Origin of the sequence: Streptomyces lichenis (assembly GCF_023218175.1) — a bacterium.
GTDB lineage: Bacteria > Actinomycetota > Actinomycetes > Streptomycetales > Streptomycetaceae > Streptomyces > Streptomyces lichenis.
In genome coordinates, this window is the sequence record NZ_JALPTH010000019.1 from 101,739 (window position 1) to 122,086 (window position 20,348).

The 20,348-nt window shown below is 75.9% G+C and carries 7 protein-coding genes; 2 read left to right on the forward strand and 5 right to left on the reverse strand.

Annotation, left to right across the window (positions count from 1 at the left end; all coding sequences use genetic code 11):
- Positions 1 to 114 precede the first annotated feature (114 nt).
- A complete protein-coding gene (locus tag M1O15_RS19940; RefSeq protein WP_372499516.1) occupies positions 115 to 939 on the forward strand; it encodes an HAD family hydrolase in 825 nt (274 codons plus the stop codon).
- Positions 936 to 3,434 carry a glycoside hydrolase family 65 protein gene (locus tag M1O15_RS19945; protein ID WP_248635341.1) on the forward strand — a complete coding sequence of 833 codons (2,499 nt, stop codon included), beginning with the start codon at positions 936 to 938 and terminating at the stop codon, positions 3,432 to 3,434. The genes M1O15_RS19940 and M1O15_RS19945 overlap by 4 nt, the downstream gene beginning before the upstream one ends.
- Before the next feature lie 13 nt (positions 3,435 to 3,447).
- On the opposite strand, the gene M1O15_RS19950 is transcribed toward M1O15_RS19945, so the two are convergent.
- From M1O15_RS19950 to M1O15_RS19970, 5 genes are all read right to left on the reverse strand, one after another.
- Entirely contained in the window at positions 3,448 to 4,089 is a 642-nt protein-coding gene (locus tag M1O15_RS19950; RefSeq protein ID WP_248635343.1) for a LutC/YkgG family protein, read from the reverse strand.
- On the reverse strand, positions 4,086 to 5,534 hold the full coding sequence (locus M1O15_RS19955; protein ID WP_248635344.1) for a lactate utilization protein B: 1,449 nt from the start codon (positions 5,532 to 5,534) through the stop codon (positions 4,086 to 4,088). Before M1O15_RS19955 ends, M1O15_RS19950 begins: the two co-directional genes overlap by 4 nt.
- The gene (locus M1O15_RS19960) at positions 5,531 to 6,253 is read right to left on the reverse strand and encodes a (Fe-S)-binding protein (protein ID WP_248635345.1); all 723 of its coding nucleotides are present in this window, start codon (positions 6,251 to 6,253) and stop codon (positions 5,531 to 5,533) included. The genes M1O15_RS19955 and M1O15_RS19960 overlap by 4 nt, the downstream gene beginning before the upstream one ends.
- Before the next feature lie 62 nt (positions 6,254 to 6,315).
- The gene (locus M1O15_RS19965) at positions 6,316 to 8,283 is read right to left on the reverse strand and encodes a DUF2264 domain-containing protein (RefSeq protein ID WP_248635346.1); all 1,968 of its coding nucleotides are present in this window, start codon (positions 8,281 to 8,283) and stop codon (positions 6,316 to 6,318) included.
- A 112-nt stretch (positions 8,284 to 8,395) separates the two neighbouring features.
- Positions 8,396 to 20,221: a non-ribosomal peptide synthetase/type I polyketide synthase gene (locus M1O15_RS19970; RefSeq protein WP_248635348.1), complete on the reverse strand. Its 11,826-nt coding sequence runs from the start codon at positions 20,219 to 20,221 to the stop codon at positions 8,396 to 8,398.
- Positions 20,222 to 20,348: the final 127 nt, after the last annotated feature.

The window sequence follows — 20,348 nt, forward strand, 5'->3', positions numbered from 1 at the left end:
CCCGAACGGCGGGCACGCGGGGTGTTCGTACGCCTACACCGCTTCCGGCCGGGCACTCGCCGGGGTCCATGAGACGTCCGCGGTCGCAGTCCGCGGCCCGGAGGGAGGCGCCCGATGACCGCTCGCGCGGCGGATGGACCGAGCAGACCCGCCCAAGGACCGCACGGGGCCGACGGCGGTCCGCACGGGCTGGCCGAGATGCAGGCCGTGGTGTTCGACACGGACGGGGTCATCACCGACTCGGCCCGGCTGCACGCCGCCGCCTGGCAGGCCGCCTTCGACGCCTGGCTGGCCGCCCACCCGCCCGCCGACCCCGCCCGGCGCGGCCCCTTCGACCCGGTCGCCGACTACGCGCGGTACGTGGACGGCAAGTCGCGGCTCGACGGTGCCGCCGCCTTCCTGGCCTCGCGGGTGCCGGAGCCCGACCGCGCCACCGTGGAGGCGGTCGCCGCCGACAAGGAGCGCCGCTACACCGCGCTGCTGCGCGAGCGGGGCGCCGACGCCTTTCCCGGCACCGTGCTGCTGCTGAGGGAGCTGCGCCGTACCCGGACCCCGCTGGCCGCCGCCTCCGCCTCCCGGCACGCCCGCGCGGTGCTCGCCTCCGCCCATGTCCTCGGGCTCTTCGACGCCCTGGTGGACGGGGTGGAGTCGGCCCGCCTCGGGCTGCCCGGCAAACCGCAGCCCGCCCTCTTCCTGGAGGCGGCCCGGCGGCTCGGCGTCCCACCCGGCCGCTGCGCCGTGGTGGAGGACGCCACCGCCGGGGTCGCGGCCGCCCGGCGCGGCGGCTTCGGCCTGGTGGTCGGGGTGGACCGCAGCCCCGGCCAGGAACTGGCCCCCGAGCTGCGCCGGTACGGCGCCGACCTGGTCGTGTCCGACCTCTCCGCGCTGCTGCCCGAGCCCCCGGCCCGGCCGCCGCACCCGCCCGGGGCACCCCGGTGAGCACCGACCACCGGGCCTGGACCTGGGAGTACGAGGGGTACGCCGCCGGGCGGCAGAGCCTGCGCGAGTCCCTGTGCACCCTGGGCAACGGCTACTTCGCCACCCGCGGCGCCCTCACCGAGTACGGCGCCGACGGCACCCACTACCCGGGCACCTACGCGGCCGGCTGCTACAACCGGCTCACCTCCGAGGTCGCCGGCCGCGCCGTCGAGAACGAGGACATGGTCAACCTGCCCGACTGGCTGCCGCTGCGCTACCGCGTGCTCGACCAGACCCCGCCCCGGGAGCGGGAGGAGGGCCGGGACGCCACCGGGCCGGGCCCCGGTCACGGGCCGGTACGGGCGGCCGCCTCCGGCGACTGGCTCGGCCCCGCCGACGACACGGTGACCGGCCACCGGATGACCCTGGACCTGCGCCGCGCCATCCTGCACACCCGCACCCGCTACCAGGACGGCGAGGGGCGGCGGCTCACCGTCCGGCAGCGGCGGATCGTCCATATGGCCGACCCCCATCTCGCCCTGCTGCGCACCGAGTTCACCGCCGAGAACTGGGCCGGCACCATCGAGGTGGAGGCCGCCCTGGACGGCGCGGTCGCCAACACCGGGGTCGCCCGCTACCGGCAGCTCGCCGCTCGGCACCTGGTCCACGTCCACACCGGGGACGCCGACCCGGACACCGACCCCGGCACCCTCTGGCTGCGCTGCCGCACCAGCACCTCCGACATCCGGATCGGCCTGGCCGCCCGTACCACCGTGGCCCCGGCCAAGGCCGCGATCCAGCGCACCACCCACCATCCCGACCGCCGGGCCGTCCAGCGCCTCACCCTGGACCTGCGCCCCGGGCACCCGGTCACCGTCGACAAGTGCGTGGCCCTGCACACCTCCCGCGACGCCGCGATCAGCGACCCGCTGCATGCCGCCGTGGAACGGGTGCGCCGCGCCCCGGACGCCGACGCGCTGCTCGCCTCGCACCGCACCGCCTGGGGCCAGCTGTGGCGGCGGGCCGAACTGGAGGTCCCCGACGAGGCGGGGCGCATTCTGCGGCTGCACCTCTTCCACGTCCTGCAGACTCTGTCCCCGCACACCGCCGACCTGGATGTGGGCGTGCCGGCCCGCGGGCTGCACGGCGAGGCCTACCGGGGCCATGTCTTCTGGGATGAGCTGTTCGTGCTGCCCTATCTGAACCTGCACTTCCCCGAGGTGTCCCGGTCGCTGCTGACCTACCGGCACCGCCGCCTCCAACAGGCCAGGTTCGCGGCCCGGGACGCCGGCTGCACCGGGGCGATGTACCCGTGGCAGTCCGGCAGCGACGGCCGCGAGGAGGCCCAGCGGCTCCACCTCAACCCGTGTTCCGGGCGCTGGCTGCCCGACCACTCCCACCTCCAGCACCATGTCGGCTCCGCCATCGCCTACAACGTGTGGACCTACTGCGAGGCCACCGGGGACAGCGAGTTCCTGCACACCAAGGGCGCCGAGATGATGCTCCAGATCGCCCGCTTCTGGGCCGGGCGCGCCACCTTCGACCCCGAGCTGGACCGCTACCGCATCCGGGGCGTGATGGGCCCCGACGAGTACCACGACGCCTACCCGGACGCGGTACGGCCCGGTCTGGACGACAACGCCTACACCAATGTCACCGCCTCCTGGGTGCTGGCCCGCACCCTGGAGCTCCTGCGCGAACTGCCCGAGCCGCGCCGCCTGGAGCTGGCCGAGCGCACCGAACTGGCACAGGGCGAGCTGGAGTTGTGGGAGGACGTGTCCCGGCGGCTGCATGTCCCCTTCCACCAGGGCGTGATCAGCCAGTTCGAGGGCTTCGGCGAGCTGGCCGAGCTGGACTGGGAGGGCCTGCGGCGCCGGCACGGCGACATCCGCCGGCTGGACCGGGTGCTGGAGGCCGACGGCGACACCGTCAACCGCTACCAGGCCTCCAAGCAGGCCGATGTGCTGATGCTCGGCTACCTCTTCCCGCCCGCCGAGCTGAAGGCGCTGTTCGCCCGGCTCGGGCACACCCTGGACGACGCGGCCTGGGGGCGGACCGTCGACTACTACCTGCGCCGCACCAGCCACGGGTCCACGCTCAGCGGGCTGGTGCACGGCTGGGTGCTGGCCCGGGTGCGCCGCAAGGAGGCCTGGCAGTTCTGCCAGGAGGCGCTGGAGGGCGATATCGCCGACCTCCAGGGCGGCACCACCGGCGAGGGCATCCATCTGGGCGCGATGGCCGGCACCCTGGACCTGGTCCAGCGCGGGCTGACCGGACTGGAGACCCGCGCGGGCCGGCTGCGGCTGGACCCGGTGCCGCTGCCGGAGCTCTCCGCGTACGACGTCAGCCTGCGCTATCGGGGCCACTGGGGCGTCCGGCTGCGGATGACCCCGGGCGGGTTGCATGTCGCCGTACCGCCGGACGGCGGCCGGTCCCCGGTCGAGGTGGAACTGGCCGACGGCCGCACCGTGGCGGTGGAGCCGGGGCGCTCCTACGACCTGCCGCTGCCGGACTGAGGGCCCGCCCCGGTCACGCGCCTAGCAGGACGACCTCCAGGGTGCGGGGGCCGTGCACGCCCTCCACCCGGTCCAGCTCGATGTCGCTGGTGGCCGAGGGCCCGGAGATCCAGGTCAGCGGGCGCCCCGGGGCGAGCCGGGGCAGGGCGAGCGGCACCGAGGCGACCAGCTGCTCCGGCACCCGTACCACGCACAGATGCAGGTCCGGGACGAGCGTCAGCGCCCGGCGGCCCTGCCCGGCGCCGCCGTCCAGAACCAGGGTGCCGGTCTCCGCGACGGCCAGCGCGCAGCCGGTCACCACCGCGTCCACCGCGTCGAGTTCACGGGCATCGAGCGGCCCGGCCGGCCGGTCGTCGGGGTGCCGTTCGGCCCCGGTCTCGGCCAGCCAGTGGGCCGGCAGTCCCGGTGGCACCGCCACCGACCGGGCGCCCCGCTCGGCCAGCAGCCGCGCCACCAGGCCGGGCAGCCCGGCCGGTCCTGTGCGGTGGACCCGCGCCCGGTAGTCGGCCAGGTTCTCGTGGAGCAGGTCCACCAGGGCGGCCGGGTCGCCGGCGGGCGCATGGGCGGTGAGGTAGTCCCGGGACGGCTCGGGGGCTTCGGGCGCCCCGGCGTTGGCCGCCCGGATCCGGGCCAGGATCCGCTCCCGCGCGCTCACGACCCCTCCTCCCCGTCCCGGGTGCGCCGCCGCCACCAGTCGCGGAACGACCGCTCGGGCAGCTCCGGCAGGCTCCGCCCCTCGGTCCAGGCGCCCGCGCCGAGCGGGCGGGACGGGTGCAGCCGCCGGGTGGCCGACGCCAGCCGCTCGCCCGCGGCCAGCGCGGCCGGATGGTCGAACACCCAGGTGGCCGCCGCCATCGCGGCCCGCTCCAGCCGGTGCCCGGAGCGGTGCGGGGAGCCGCCCTCCGCCACCACCCGCTCGCGCAGCGCCACCAGCACCTCGGGGATGTCGATGGCCACCGGGCACACCTCGTAGCAGGCCCCGCAGAGCGAGGAGGCATACGGCAAGGACGCGTCCAACTCACTCACCGTACCGCGCAGTTGCGGGGTGAGGATGGCGCCGATCGGGCCCGGGTACACCGAGCCGTAGGCATGGCCCCCGGCCCGCTCGTAGACCGGGCAGACATTGAGGCAGGCCGAGCAGCGGATGCAGCGCAGCGCCTGCCGCCCGGTGGCGTCGGCCAGCGCGGCGGTGCGGCCGTTGTCCAGCAGCACCAGATGGAAGGCGCGCGGCCCGTCGCCGTCCGCGGTGCCGGTCCACATGCTGGTGTACGGGTTCATCCGCTCCGCCGTGGAGGAGCGGGGCAGGGTCTGCAGGAACACCTCCAGATCCCGCCAGGTCGGCACCACCTTCTCCACGCCCACCACCGAGATCAGCGTCTCGGGGAGGGTCAGGCACATCCGGCCGTTCCCCTCCGACTCGACCACCACCAGGGTGCCGGTCTCCGCCACCATGAAGTTGGCCCCCGAGATCCCGACCCTCGCCCGCAGGAACTTCTCCCGCAGATGGAGCCGGGCCGCCTCCGCCAGCTCGGCGGGCTCGTCGGTCAGCCCCTCCGGCGCCGGGCGGCCGAAGTCCCCCATCCGCTCCCGGAAGATGTCCCTGACCTCCCCGCGGTTGCGGTGGATCGCCGGCACCAGGATGTGCGAGGGCCGGTCGTCCCCCAACTGCACGATCAGCTCCGCGAGATCGGTCTCGTACGCGGCGATCCCGGCCGCCGCCAGCGCCTCGTTGAGCCCGGTCTCCTGGGTGGCCATCGACTTGACCTTGACGACCTCCCGCTCCCCGGTGGCCTCGACCAGCCCGGTGACGATCCGGTTGGCCTCCTCGGCGTCCTCCGCCCAGTGCACGGTGCCGCCCGCCGCGACCACCGCCTCCTCCAACCGGAGGAGGTACACGTCCAGTCGCCGCAGGGTCCGGTCCTTGATCTCCTTGCCGGCCTGGCGCAGCTCCTCCCAGTCGGCCAACTCGGCCACCGCGCGCTCCCGTTTGGCCCGGATGGTGTGGGTGGCGTGCCGCAGGTTGGCGCGCAGCACGGGGTCCGCCACCGCGGCCCCGGCCGCCTCGGGGAATGCCGGCATACCGAGAAACGTCCCGCTCATCGCAGCGGCTCCTCCTCCGTGCTCGCCAGGATCTCGGCGAGGTGCACGGTCCGCAGCCTCGCCGCCCCCTCACCGCCCGTGCGGGCCCTCACCCCCTCCAGATGCATCAGACAGGAGTTGTCCGCTCCGCACAGCACCTCGGCGCCGGTGGCCACGGCGGCGCCCACCTTGTCCCGGCCCATCGCCACCGACACCTCCGGGTTCTTCACCGCGAAGGTGCCGCCGAAGCCGCAGCACTCCTCGGCGCCCTCCAGCTCCACCAGCTCCAGCCCCCTCACCGCTGCCAGCAGCCGCCGTGGCCGGTCGCCCAGCCCCAGCAGCCGCAGCCCGTGGCAGGACGGGTGGTACGTCACCCGGTGCGGGAAGACGGCGCCCACGTCCACCACCCCCAGCACATCCACCAGGAACTCCGACAGCTCGTACACCCGCGGCCCGAGCCCCGGTTCGCCCAGCCCCGCGTAGTGGGCGCGCACCATCGCCGCACAGGAGCCGGAGGGGGTGACCACATGGCTGTAGCCGTCGAACGCCCTGGCGGTACGCCGGGCCAGCCGCCGCGCCTGCTCGCGGTAGCCCGAGTTGTACTGCGGTTGCCCGCAGCAGCTCTGCGCCGCCGGAAAGCCCACGGCCACCCCCAGCCGCTCCAGGATCCGCACCACGGCGATCCCGGTGGCCGGGTACACCGCGTCGTTGACGCAGGTGACGAAGAGCGCGACCCGCACGGCGGCGGCTCCCTTCCGAGGTCCGGAGCGTGCCCGGAGTCCGGTGGTTCCCCTCGATCATCTCAGTCCGGTGGAGGCGGTACGGGATCATGGCCGACCGTGAGCGGGTCGAAGGCGATCCGGGTCACCGCGCCCACGTCCCCGGGGGCCCAGCGCACCGACACCCCTTCCGCGTCGGCGTGGACCACCTCCGCCGCCCCGGTCAGCTGTGCCGGTGCCTCGATACCGGTGAGGGAGGCGAGGGCCACCAGCACCCGCGGTGCCCCGTCCCCCTCCACCGGCCCGGCGGTGAGCCGGGGGAGCACCGCCCAGGGGGTGAACGCCGTGCCGTCGGGCGCCCGGAGCTCGTGGTGGCCGGCCCAGCCGGAGAGCCCGTGGAGCTGGGAGGTGAGCGGCTGGTCCGGGCCGGTGGCCCAGCCGGTCAGCCGGAGCCGGGCGCCCGGCGGCAGGCCGGTCACGCGGTGCACCCGCAGCTCGTACCGCCCGTAGGCCACCGTCACGCTCACCACCTCCAGGTCCGGCGGCAGCGGCCGACCGGCCGGGAGGACCGGACGGTGCGCGGAGGCGGCCCAGCCCCAGCCCGCACCGCCGCCCGCGCCCAGCGGCCGGATCCGGCAGCGCACCGAGGCGGCTCCGGCCACCTCCACGGCCAGATGGTTGTCCGGTGCGTTGCCCTCGGCCGTCGGCCCGGTCGCGGTGGAGTAGGCGAACCGCCCGTACAGCGGATCGGACCCGGCCGCGGTGTCCCCGGTCCAGGGGGCGACCGCGTCACTGCCGTGGTTGTGCAGCCGGGCCACCCCGTCCGCGCCGGTCGTCTGCACCAGCAGCCCCGGTCCCGGCAGGGCCAGCACCCGGTCCGGGCCCTCCACCGGGCCCGCCTCCTCCACGGTTGTCCACAGCGGATGCTCCGGCCCGGCCAGCAGCGCCACGAACGCCTTGGAGGCCCAGTAGGGCGACGCCGGGCCCGAGTAGTTCTGGAGGGTCGGCGGATGCGGCCCGTACCAGCCGGGCGTCAGCAGCCCGGTCTGCCCGTCCACCGCGCCCCGGTCCAGGAAGTGGCGCAGACAGCCGCTCAGCAGCCGTCGCGAGGCCCCCGGCGCCAGCGGGGTGTACCCGATGACCGCGCCCGCGCCCACCGCCGCGCCCGCCGCGAACCGGTACGCCAGCGACCGGCCGAAGTACACCGGCGCCCCGTCGGCGCCGAACAGCGAGCCGAGGCCGAGCAGATGCTCGCGCAGCCGCTCCCCGTAGCGCGCGAGCATGTCCGTGTCGCCCGCCAGATGGGCGTGCAGCACCGGATAGAGGTGCAGCGCCCAGCCGTTGTAGTGGTCGAACGCCCGCCCCTCGCCGTCCGCGTACCAGCCGTCCCCCCGGTACCAGCGTTCCAGCAGCCCCAGCCCCCGCTCGACGGCCCGGGCGGTCTCGGCGTCGCCGCGCCCCACCGACTCCAGGAACCCGGCGACGGCCAGCGGGAAGAGGTACCAGTTGTTGGGCGCCGGGGTGTGCCGCAGCGCCCCGCGCAGCCAGGCCTCGGCCCGGTCCCGTACGCCCTCGTCCAGCCGGTCCCACAGCCAGGGCCGGGTCAGCCGCAGCCCCAGCGCCACCGAGGCGGACTCCACCATCGGCTGGCCGCCCACCCCGTGGTCCAGGATCACCGGCCAGGACTCGGCGTCCTCCCGGCCGGGGTGCAGGGTGCCGGCCGCCAGCCCGTCCGCGTACCGGCCGAGCAGCCCGTACGGATCCTCGCCGCCCGCCCCGGCCACCCGGAAGGCCGCCGCGAGAAAGGTCCGGGCGTACCCCTCCAGCCCGTCGGAGCGCACCCCCGAGACGGATGGCCGCCCGGGCAGGTCCAGCAGCGCCCCGCCCGGTGTCGCCCACCGCCAGGCCGCCCGCACCAGCCCGTCGGCGGCGGCCTCCCAGTGGGCGCGGGTGTAGCCGGTGTACGGGCTGAGGGCCCGGTCCTCGCCGGGGAGCCGCAGCAGTTGCGCCGCGCTCCCCGGGTGCTCGCCGCTTCCGGATATACCGGTCATGCCGGAACCAGCCTCCCCGCCGTACGGACAGCCGCCTGCGGACCGGCGACGGGGAGATCGTGATCGACCGATCGGGTGACGGTCAAGAGCGAGCGGCCAGATGATCGAACGATCATCGGGAAGGGGAGTCGCGGTGGGCGGCCCTCACCTCCGCCACCAGCTCCGGTCCGAGGGTGTGGCCCAGCAGATGCAGTGGCCCTGCCGCCACCCCGGCGTGCTCCACCGCCGCCCAGTGGGCGAGGGCGGCCGCCGGGTCCACCAGGCCGTGCACCGGGCGGAGTCCGGGGTCGGCGGCGTGCAGCAGTGACTCCACCCGGCAGGAGGCGAGCGTGCCCGCGATCCACGGCTGGGCGAGATAGCCGGCCGCTGCCGCCGGCGGCAGACCGTCGGCGACCTCCCGGCTCACCTCGCCGAGGTGCAGCAGCCCACCGCCCAGGACCAGGACGTCCCGGCGCTCCCGCATCCGGGCCAGCGCCCGCCCGGTGTCGAAGCAGTGCGGGAAGGAGTCGTCCACCACCACGGCGCCCGGCGCCAGCCGGTCCACGTCCAGCAGGGTGGCAAAACCGCTCACCGCCGTGACCAGCAGCCCGGCCCCGTACACCGCGTCCGGCAGGGCGGGCCGGGACTCCACCACCGCCACCTCACCCGCCAGACCGCGCTCCCTCAGCCGCCGCGCCAACCGCTCCAGCCGCGCACCGCTGCCCGGCGCGTCGCAGAGCAGCAGCCGCCGGGGCGGCCGGGCCGCCCGGCCGAGCAGCAGCTCCAGCGAGGAGGCGCCGATCGACCCGAGCCCGACGAACGCCACGTCCAGGTCGGCCAGTTCGCGCCCGAGGGCGTCCAGCGCCACCTGCACCGTCCGGACCACCGAGACCACGGTCGCCGCATGCCCGGTCGTCACCTCCACCGTCGAGCCCGCCCCCTCCGAGGCGCGCAGCACCTCGAAGCCGTAGCCGGTCAGCGACGGGATCATCCCGGCCAGCGAGACACACCGGGCACCGAGCGAGGAGGCCAGCGCCACCGCGCGGGCGGTATGGCCCACCAGCCCGCCATCTCCTCGGAGTTCATCGGCCAGTTCGTCGGCGAAGAGGGGCACGCAGACGAAGCCCGAGCGGCCCAGTCCGGTCCGTACCGTCTCCAGCAGCCTCGGCGCCCCGTCGGGGAAGAGCAGCGCGCGCAGCTCCTCCCGCCGCAGGGCCTCCTCCGGCAGACCCGCCAGCCGCGCCAGGTGGCCCGGGGACGGCAGATAGCCGATCAGCGCGGCGTCCATGGTGCATGGGGTGTGGTGGGGGTCGGTGGCCCGGTCGAGGCGGTCCCGTAGCGCCCGGGCGAAGTCCGCCAGGGCGGCGGGGGAGAAGGCGGCGGCGGAGCCCCGCACCGTCACCCGCAGGCCGCCGTCCTCCTCCGGCCGCACGGCCAGGAACACATCCGTCACCGAGGAGGGCGGCGCGAACGCGCTGTCCCCGTCGTCCCAGGACACCGTCAGCGACCGCCCGGGCGGGGAGGACAGCACGGAGAAGTCCAGGAAGGTGAAGAAGAACTGCGCCGTCAGCGGCAGCCCGTCGCCGTCCCGGGGCACCACCTCCTCGTATCGGCGCGCCTCCTCGGCCTCGGCCACCACCCGGCGCAGCGCCTCCGCGAACGCCTCGTCCCCGTGCGGGGCGGCCGCCGGGCGGACGGGGACGGCGGTGGCGAACGGGCCGAAGATCCGGTGCACATCCGGCAGCGGGCCGTCGCGACCGCTCACCGCCAGCCCGACGATCAGGTCCGCCTGGCCGGTGAGGTGCGTCAACTGCTGGTGGTACGCGGTCAGCAGGGGTGCGTAGAGCGTTGCCCCCGCTTTGGCGGCGAGCGTCCGCAGCGCCGCCGTGTGCTCGCCGCCGAGCAGGAAGGTGGTGGAGTGGAACGGTGCGGGGGCCTTCTCCGCGCGCAGTACGGGGGGCCGGTAGGGGGCCTCCATCGCCTCCGTCCGGGCCTGCCGTGCCGGGCCGGGGGCGGCATCGGCCGGCAGCAGGGCGTGGTCGCGGAAGGTGGCGCGGGGCGCGGGCGGCTCGACGGGGCGGCGGCCCGCCGCCAGCTGCTCGTAGAAGGCGGTCAGCTCCTGGAGGAGCAGCGCGGCGCTGTATCCGTCGCCGATCAGATGATGGGCGTGGACCAGCAGGACATGCTCGCGCGCGCCGAGGGTGAGGACATGGAGCCGCAGCAGGGGCCAGGCCCAGGGTTCCAGGCGCCGCGCGCCCTCGGCCGCCGCGTACGCCTCCACCTCGGCCTGGTCGGTGATCCGCGCGAAGGTGACCGGCAGCCGCAGCGAGGGCGGGAGTTCCTGCTGTACGGGTGGCCGGGCACCGGCCGGGAAGACGGTACGGAGCATGCCGTGGCGCTCCACCAGCGCATCCACCGCCGACTGGAACAGCTCGGGATCCAGGGCGCCGGTCAGCCGCAGCCGTGCCGTCCAGGAACCGCCGCCTCCACCGGGTGCCAGCGCCTCGGCGAGCAGGAAGCCGCGCTGGACGGCGGTGACCGGGAAGGGGGTGGCGGGGTCGGCGGGTGCGACGGTCGGAGGCGTCCGCTGGGCGGTGGCCGCGTCCACCGCCGCCGCGAGCGCGGCCAGGGTGCGGTGCTCGTAGACCACGGTCGGCCGGGGCAGCGGGGACCTGACCTCGCCGAGCCGGGCGAACACCTGGAGGACCAGCAGCGAGTCACCGCCCAGCTCGAAGAAGTCGTCCTCCCGGTGGACCGTCTTGACCTCCAGCACCTCACACCAGATGTGCGCGAGTTGTTGTTCGGTGGGGGTGGTGGGGTCTGCGGATGTGGGGGCGGTGGCGGTCGCCGGGTCCCCTGTACGGCCGGCCAGCGCGCGGCGGTCGACCTTGCCGGTGCCGGTGAGCGGCAGCTTGGCCAGCACGGTGATCCGCGAGGGGACCATGGAGGGCGGCAGCAGACCGGCCAGATGGCGGCGCACCGCACGTGGATCCGGTTGCCCGGCGCCGGGCCGGGCGGTGACGAAGGCGAGCAGCCGCCCCTCATGGGCGATGACCGCGACCTGGGCGAGGCCGGGATGGGTCAGCAGGGCCGCCTCCACCTCCCCGGGCTCCACCCGGTTCCCCCGGATCTTCACCTGGTCGTCGATCCGGCCGAGGAACTCCAGCACCCCGTCCGCCCGGCGGCGGACCCGGTCGCCGCTGCGGTACCAGCGGCGCCCGTCCCGCACGGTGAACGCCCGTGCGGTCAGCTCGGGTTGGCCGAGGTAGCCGGGGGTCAGTCCGGCCCCCGCGATCAGCAGCTCACCCGGCTGTTCCGGCCCGCACAGGGTGCCGTCGGGGGCGACGACCGCCAACTCCGTACCGGCCACCGGCCGTCCGATCGGCAGGGCGCGCTCCTCGTCGGCCGGGCGCTCCGCGATGAGGTGGCAGGTGGCGTTGACGGTCGTCTCGGTGGGCCCGTACAGATTGGCGATCCGCTGCCCCGCGCCGAACAGGTCGAACCAGCGGCGCACCTGGGCGGCGGACAGGGCCTCGCCCCCCACATGCACCCATCGCAGCGCCGACAGATCCGGCACCGGCCCGCCGTCACGCACCCGCTGCTCGGCGGCCGACAGCAACTGCTCCCACAGTGTCGGCACGGAGCTCCACACGGTGATCCGGGTCCGTTCCGCGTGGGCGAGCAGCAGTTCGGGATCGCGCAGCAGCTCCCTGGGCACGGTCACCACGGTGCCGCCGACCAGCAGCGGGGCGAGGAGCTGGCGTACCGAGGCGTCGAAGCAGGGCGACGCGGTCTGCGCCAGCCGGTCACCGGATCCGTAGCCGAAGGTGGCGATGGCCCAGTCCAGGTAGTTCTCCATCGACCGGTGGGTGATTGGCACTGCCTTGGGGCGGCCCGTGGAGCCCGAGGTGAAGATGACGTAGGCGATCGCCTCGGGGTCATGCGTGGGTACGGGGACGGGAGTGGCCGCCGTGGCGTCCGATGGGCCGTCGACCGGCACCGCCCGCATTCCGTCGAAGGCCCGGGCTGCGGTCAGGGTCGGTGCGTGGCACACCACCGTGGAGACCTCCGCGCGCCGCAGCTGGTCCGCCAGCCGGGCGGGCGGATGGGCCGGGTCCAGCGGGACCCAGCCGGCCCCGGCGCGCAGGATGCCGACCACGCCGACCACGGTGTCCGGGCCGGGCTCGGTGAGCAGCCCGACCAGCGCCCCGGGCCGCACCCCGGCGTCGCGCAACCGCGCGGCCAGCAGAGCGGAGGCACGGTCCAGCTCCGCGTAGCCGAGCGCCGTGCCGTCGGCGGACACGGCGGTCGCCCCGGGCGTGGCGCGGAACTGCCGGAGCAGTCGATCGACCACGCCGGATGACCGGGAAGGTGCGGGGGCGGTGAGGGCGGCGGCCAGTTCGGCGCGGAACTCCTGGTCCAGCCGGGCCACCGTCTCCGGCCGGAACAGCGGCAGCGGGAAGTTCCAGGAGAGCCGCAGCTCGGGTCCGTCCGCCCAGCACAGCAGGCTCAGCCGGGTCGCGGCCGACCCGGTGCCGGCCGCCTCGGCCCGTACCTCCACCGGGCAGTCGGCGGCGAGCCGGGCGGGGAAGCGGGCGAAGCTGAAGCCCGCCGGGCTCACCGTACGGGGACCACCGCCGCCGGGCAGCAGCGCGGCCAGGTCCAGGCTGCTCACCCCGGAGTGCCGCTCGCTCTCCAGCCATATCCCGCGCAGCCGCCGGGCCAGTTCGACCACCGGCTCCTCGGGGGCCGTCTCGCAGAGCAGCGGAAGCGTGTCGGCGAGCGGGGCCACCAGCCGGTCCAACCCGGGGAAGCGCCCCTCCCGCCGGGCCCGGGCCACATTGACCGCGATGTCCGGTCGGTCCGTCCACCGGGCGAGGCAGCGCACATACCCGGCGAGCAGCAGCTGGAAGAGCGACACCTCGTGCTCGGCGGCCAGCCGCTCCAGGGCGGCGGTCAGGGGTGCGTCGAGCGCGCCGTAGTGCTGGACCAGCGGGCCCGACGGCGGCCCGTCCGGATCGCCGTCACAGGGCAGCCGCAGCGGTTCCGGCGCCCTCGCCGCCAGCCGCTCGGACCAGTAGCGGCGGTCCGCCTCCGGTGCGGTGCCGCCGGACCCCCTGCCCTCGGCGGCCGCGTAGGCGGCGAAGCCCGGCCCGCCCGGTGCCGGGGCCGGGAGCTCGCCCCGCGCCAGCAGGGTGTAGGTCTCCCACACCTCCTCGGCCAGCAGGTTCAGGCTGTAGCCGTCGGCCGCCGTGTGGTGCGCGACCAGCAGCAGTCGGGCGAGGTCGGCGTCCTGACGGAGCAGCAGGGCGCGTACCGGCGGTTCCGTGCTCAGGTCGAAGGGCCGGTTGCACAGGGCCGTCTCCAGCTCGGCCACCTCCCCGGCCCCGCAGGCCCGGACCTCGTACCAGGTCGGCAGCGGTGCGGCCGGTGCCGGGTACTGCATCGGCCCGTTCCCCGTGTCCTCGATCCGCAGCCGCAGCATGGGGTGCCGTTCGGCCAGTACGGCCAGGGCCCGGCCGAGCAGCTCGGTGTCCAGGGGGCCCTGGACGGCCATCCGCAGATGGCCCCGGGCCGGGAGGTCCGGATACAGCCGGCTGCTGGTGTGCAGGGCGAGTTGTACGGGGGTCAGGGCGAAGGGCGCGGCCCGGTCGGCGGCCTCCTGGGACGCCCGGGGCTGCTGGGAGGCGGGCTCCGCGTCCAGGTGGGCGGCCAGTTCGCGTACGGTCCGGTACTCGAAGAAGAGGGTGGTCGGCAGGGTCCGCCCGGCCCGGCGTTCGAGCCGCTTGACCAGGTCGACCGCGCCCAGCGAGTCCAGCCCGAGGGAGAGGAACGGCGCGTCGTCATCGATGGTGTGCACCGGTACGCCCAGGGACTCGGCCAGCAGCTCCCGCAGCAGCGCGGCGGTGCCGGAGGGGTCCATCGGCCCCGTGGACCTCTGCGGTGCGGGACGCGAGGGCGGTCGGGTGTCGCGTACGCGATCCGGACCGTCCATCGTCCGGTCGGCGAGCAGCAGTTGGGCCAGGCCCATGCCGCAGGCGTCCCGGAGCGCTGCCAGGGCCGGAGCGGTCGCCAGCGGACGGCCTCCGGCACCGGGCAGGGTGTCGGCCGCGAACCCGGCGGCCAGGCCGGTCTCGGCGAACGGCCCGAGGTTCACCGACAACCAGGGCCGTCCGGCCTGCCGTTCGGCGGCGGCGAAGGCGTCCAGGAAGGCGTTGGCCGCCGCGTAGGAGCCCAACCCCCTCGCCAGGCCCGGCAGCACCGAGGAGACCGAGGAGAAGGCCACGCACAGCCCGGGGCCCCGGTCCTGCCGACGCAGCGCCTCGGAGAGCAGCAGGGTGCCCAGGGTCTTCGCCCCGAACGCCTCCACCGTCTCCTCCGGCTTGGTCCCGCGCAGGCTCCCCGGGCGGACCGTTCCGGCCGCGTGGAAGACCGCGTCCGGGGCTGCGGGCAGGGCGGCGACCAGCGCTTCCACGTCGTCCCGGGAGGTGAGGTCGGCCCGGTGGTAGTGGGCCTCGGCACCCAGTGCGGCGAGTTCTTCCAGCAGGCCCGCCGGAGGCTGCGGGGAGCGGCCGGTGAGCCGGAGCACCGGCCGGCCGCGACCGGCGAGCTCCCGGGCCAGGGCCGAGCCGAGGCCGCCGCCACCGCCGGTGATCAGGAAGGTGCCGTCGGCGGGCAGCCGGTCCCGGACGGCGGGCAGCCCCACCCCCTGCGGTGCGACCGTCCGCAGCAACCGCCGCCCGCCGCGCCAGGCGGCCACCACCCCCTCCGCCTGCGATGCCACCACCTCGGCGAGCACGGCCCGCAGCCGCTCCCCGGGGTCATCGAGGGAGCAGAGGTCGAGCCAGTCGGCCACCACTCCCGGGGACTCCACCGGCACGGCCAGGCTCAGCCCGCCCAGCACCGACTGCGTCGGTTCCGGCCGCTCGGGGCCGTGCCCGGTGGTGTGCGCGTCGTCGGTCACCACCAGCAGCCGGTCGGCCCCGGACAGGTCGAGCAGGGCAAGGGCCTCCTGGAAGGCCGTGACCAACTCGCGCTGGACGTCTTCGATGTCCGCCGCCGTCGTCGCGTGTGCGGCGGGCCCCGCCAGGAGCAGCACCGTCGCCGGGCGCGCGTCCGGATCCGTGGTCACCGGTATGCCGCGTTCCGCGAGCTGCCGCGTCAGCGCGTAGGCGGCCGCCGAGTCCGGGCCGGTCACCAGCACCGGCGCCGTACCGCCGGACGGTGGCGGCGGAGGCGGCGTCGGCTGCCAGACGACGCGGTGCAGCAACCGGGTCTCCTCGGGCCAGTGGCGGCGTCGCTGGTAGGGGTACGGGGGCAGCGGCACCCGCCGCCGCTCCGCGCCCCGTATCGGCCGGTCCAGGCGCACCCCGCGCGCCCACAGCCGCGCCACCGTCTCCAGCAACTCCCGCGCCCCGCCCGCGACCTCGTCCAGGGAGGGCCCGGCGGGTGCGGAGGGTGCGGAGAGCACGAGGACGTCTCCGCCCGCCCGCTCGCCGGTGGCCGCCGCCCGGATATGACCGGCGAGGCTCTGGCGCGGGCCGACCTCCACGAAGGTGTCATAGCCCTCGTCCAGCAGCCGCGCCACGGCCCGCCCGAACAGCACCGGGCGCAGCGCGTGTTCGCGCAGCCGGTCCGGGTCCAGGGTCGGCTGCCACTCGGCGGTGAGGGTGCTCAGCAGCGGGACGGCCGGGGCCGAGATGGTCAGGGCGCGCGCCGCCTCGGTCAAAGCCGGGGCGATCGGCTCCATCAGCGGGGAGTGGAACGCCCGGGTCACCTCCAGAGGCCGTACGGTCGCCCCGGCCTCGGTGAGCCGGGTCGCCGCCCTCGTGACCGCCTCAGCATTGCCGGAGAGCACCAGTGCGCCGGGACCGTTGTACGCGGCGACCGCGAGTTCACCGGGGGCCGCCGCCACCAGGGCCGCCACCTGCTCCTCGTCGGCCCCGCGCACCGCCGCCATCGCGCCCGGCGGGGTCGCCGTCCCCATCAGCCGCCCGCGTTCGGCCGCGAAGGCCAGGGTGTCGGCGAAGGAAAGCGCCCCTCCGGCGCAGGCGGCGGTGAGTTCACCGACACTGTGCCCGAGCAGCGCGTCCGGTCGCACCCCCCAGTCCGCCAACTGCCGTGCCACGGCCACCCCGTGGGCCACCAGCAGCGGCTGGGCCACCTCGGTCGCGGCCAGGGCCTTCAGGTCCGCCCCGGGGTCGGTGCACCAGTCCCTCAACTCCCGTCCGCGCACCGGGCCGACCCGGGCGGAGGCCTCGTCCAGGGTGGCGCGGTACACCGGCGCCGTCTCGTACAGCGCACGGCCCTGGCCCGGTCGCGGCGCACCCTGGCCGGGGAAGACGAAGACGGTACGGGGCCGGTGCGCCACGGTCGCCCGCACCGCCCCCGTACCGGCTGCCGGGGCGACGGCGGCGGCCAGGCGGTCGCGCAGCCCGCCGGGATCGGAGACGAGGGCGAGCCGGTGGTCCCCCTCGTCCCGGGCCATGGCCGCCGCCCGGCACACCTCGGCCTCGTCCAGCTCCGGGTGCTCACGCAGATGACCGAGAAGGCGGGAGGCCCAGGCGTCCAGACCGGGGGCGGTACGCGCCGAGAGCGTCAGCAGCCGTGGGCCCGCCGGCCGTTCGCCGTCCTCGTCCGGGCCCTCCGCCAGGGGCGGCGGCGCCTGCTCCAGCACCGCGTGGGCGTTGGTGCCGCCGAAGCCGAAGGCGTTGACCCCGGCCCTGCGGGGGCCGTCGGACGACGGCCAGGCGGTCGCCTCGGTGACCAGGGCGAACCCGGACCGCTCGACGGCGGGGGAGGGCGGCGAGGAGTGCGGCGAGGCGGGCAGCCGGCCGTGCCCGAGGGCCAGCACCACCTTCACCAGTGAGGGCAGCGCGGCCGCGTTCAGCAGATGCCCGAGGTTGGTCTTCACCGAGCCCAGCAGCCGTGGCCGGCCGTCCGCACGGGCGGGGAAGGCATGGGCCAGGGACCGCAGTTCGACCGGATCGCCGACAGCCGTGCCCGTGCCATGGGCCTCGACATAGCTCACGGAGGCCGGGTCGACCCCGCAGTCCTGGTAGGCGCGGCTGATCACCTCGCGCTGCCGCAGCGGGTTGGGCGCCATCAGGCTCAGACTCGTACCGTCGTTGTTGACCGCCGTGCCCCGGACCACGGCGAGCATGTGGTCGCCGTCCCGGCGGGCGTCCCCCAGCCGCCGCAGCACCAGGGCCGCGCCGCCCTCGCCGGGGACGAACCCGTCGGCCGCCGTGCTGAACGCCCGGCTGCGCCCGGTGGGGGACAGCGCCCGCGCGGCCTCCAGGGCCTGGTAGCCGTCCGGGGTGAGGTGCAGATTGACCCCGCCGACGACGGCGATGTCGCACTCGCCCTCCGCCAGGCTGCGCCGGGCCAGATGCAGCGCGACCAGCCCCGACGAGCAGGCGGTGTCCACGGCGAGCGCCGGGCCGTCCAGGTCCAGGCACTGCGAGACCCGGGCGGCGATCAGGCTGGGGAGGTTGCCGGTCAGCGTGGTCGCGGACGGCGGCGCGGCGGGGGCGGCCCCGGCGAGGACCTGCCGGTAGCCGCTGTCCCCGACGGCGGCGAAGACCCCGATCCGCAGACCGCGCCGGCGGGGCCCCGCGTAACCGGCCCGTTCCAGCGCCTCATGGGCGAGTTCCAGGAAGATCCGGGCCTGCGGATCCAGGGTGCGGGCCTCCTCCTCGCCGATGCCGAAGTGCTCCGCGTCGAAGTCGGCCGGGTCGGGCAGGAAGGCGCCCCACCGCCCGGTGTACGGGGCTGCCGCCGCCTCGGCGCCCCAGCGGTCCGGCCGTACCTCGGTGACCTGGTCGCGGCCGGCCTCCAGCAGCTCCCAGAACTCCTCCGGGGTGGACGCCCCGGGGAAGCGGCAGGCCAGCGCGACCACCGCCGTCGCCTCCCCCGGCCGTGCGGCTGCCGTGGCCACCGGGGCCGTCGCCTCCTCCGCCGTGGCCGGCAGGTGGTCGGCCAACGCGGCCACGGTGTCATGGCGCATCAGGGCGGGGCCCAGGGTGGTCCCCAGCGCCTCCTCCAGTCCGGCCAGGACCTCCATGGCCTTCAGCGAGGTGCCCCCCAGGGCGGCGAACGCGTCCCGGTCGCCGATCGAGGCCTCGGGCACCCCCAGCACCCGGGCCCAGACCCCGCGCACCAGCTGCCGGACACCGGCGGGTGAGCGAGTCGGCTGGGCGGCCGCCGGCGGAACGGGGCCTCCAGAGGTCGCGGCGGGCCGGTAGTGGCCCTCCTCGAAGCGGGTGCGCATGCGCTGCCGCTGCACCTTGCCGCTGGTGGTCCGGGGGAAGGCCGAGGGGGGCAGCGCCAGCACCCGTACGTCGTCGTGGACCAGCGCGGTCCGCACCCGCCGCGCGACCTGGTCCAGGACCCCGGCCGCGCCGCCCGGTGGCCGGGCCCAGGGGACGAAGACCACCACCCGCTCACCACCCGTCACCGGGTCCGTCGAGCCGACCACCACCGGGCTTCCCGGCGGCAGCCCGGGGGTCGCCGCCGCGACCTCCTCCATGTCCGGGGCGTGGAAGGTGCGGCCGTTGAGGAAGAGGACGTCCTTGTGCCGCCCGGTGACACAGAGCCGGCCACCCCGCAGAAACCCCAGATCCCCGGTGCGCAGCCATCGGCCGGTGCCGTCCGGGCCGTGGGAGCCGCCGGGGCCGTTGGTACCGCCAGAACCGCCAGAACCGCCGGAGCCGTCGGTGCCGCCGGACCCGCCCGTGTCACCGATGAAAGACAGCGCCGTCGCCTCCGGCAGGCCGTGGTAGCCGCGGGCGAGTTGCGGGCCGCTCACCTCGATGTGTCCCACCCGCCGGTCGCCCAGCAGTCGCCCGGCGCCGTCCGTGATCCGGACCGAGCAGCCCGGCACCGGCGGGCCGACGTCCATCACCTCCACCGCGTCCCCGCCCGCCGCGCGCTCCACGGCCACGCCCCGGCTGAGGGCCGCCCGCTCCAGGGCCACCGGGACGGCCGTCTCGCCCGGCGGAGGGAAGGTGACGGCCAGGGTCGCCTCGGCCAGGCCGTAGACGGGTGTCGCCGCGCGCGGATCCAGCCCGGCCGGCCGCAGTTTGGCGGCGAAGTCCCGCCATACCGTCGCGGAGATCGGCTCGGCGCCCACCAGCATCAGCCGCACCGCGCCGAGGTCCAGCCCGGCGAGCACCTCGTCCGGGACGCGGCGGACGGCCAGCGCCAGCGCGAAGTTGGCGGCCGACAGCACGCTGGCCCGGTGCCGGGCGGCGGTCTCGAACCACAGGGAGGGGTTCTTGGCGAACGACAGGGGGCCGATCCTCACCTGCTTCGACCGGGCGGCCAGCGGCGCCAGATGGGTGCCGATCAGCCCCATGTCGTGGAAGTAGGGCATCCAGCTGACCAGGACGTCCCGCTCCGTGAGGTCCGACGCGGCGACGATCTGGCGCAGATTGGCCACCACCGCGGCATGCGTCAGCTCCACCCCCTTGGGCGCGCCGGTGCTGCCGGAGGAGAACTGGAGAAAGGCCAGGTCCTCGGGGGCCGGTACGGCGGGGGAGGCGGGTACGGGGCACTCCCGCAGCGTCTCCAACCGCAGGACCCGCACCGGGCCGGGCAGTTCGGCGGCCACCGGCGCGCAGGCCGCGTCCACCAGCACGGGCGGGCGGCCCAGGTGCTCCCACACCGGGCCCACCCGCCGTGCGTCGGGTGCCAGTGGCACCGGCACCAGCCCGGCCGCCAGCGCGCCCCAGAACATCGGCTGGAAGTCCTCGCCCCGGTCCGCGAGCAGCGGCAGAAAGGTGCCGGGGGCGACCCCCGCCTCGCGCAGACCGCCCGCGACGCGCAGGGACTCTCCCAGGAGCTCCCGGAAGGTGACGGCCCTCTCGGTACCGTCCCCGCGGACATGGACGAGGACTTGCCCGGGGGACTCGTCCGCCGCGTTCAGCAGGACGTCCAGGAGCGTTGCAGGAGCCATGGGTCCGTTCGTTCGTGCTCTGGGGGATCGTGTGCGGGTGCGTCGTCGGTACGGCGTCGCCTACGTGCCGTACGGCGGCCCTCCGGTAAGGAGGAGGGCATAAGCCACCGCCGCGTTCCCCCGGACA